At 48.7% G+C, this 261-nt stretch carries 1 protein-coding gene; it reads left to right on the top strand.

The features are described from left to right. Positions 1–72: 72 nt before the first annotated feature. Positions 73–261, top strand: a 189-nt coding sequence (locus MiSe_RS50275; RefSeq protein WP_226595117.1) for a hypothetical protein, incomplete at its 3' end; no start/stop codon positions are given.

The raw sequence follows: 261 nt of genomic DNA, 5'->3' as shown, positions 1-261 counted from the left end.
CGATGGTTTTACCCGCAACCTGGTAGGGACACGGCACGATCAATATTTCGGGTTTGACAACCAATGTTTCACATGCCGTGTCCCTACTGTTGCAACAGGTTATTGGATCAATTGTCGATTGTGGCACGCATCTGTGGTCAAATCCATACCGTAACGACTGACGATGGTTTTACCCGCAACCTGGTAGGGACACGGCACGATCAATATTTCGGGTTTGACAACCAATGTTTCACATGCCGTGTCCCTACTGTTGCAACAGGT

The sequence above is a fragment of the Microseira wollei NIES-4236 genome, from assembly GCF_020521235.1.
Lineage (GTDB): Bacteria > Cyanobacteriota > Cyanobacteriia > Cyanobacteriales > Aerosakkonemataceae > Microseira > Microseira wollei.
The sequence above is the reverse complement of the archived record's forward strand: the minus strand, read 5'-3'. Positions and strand labels throughout refer to the sequence as shown.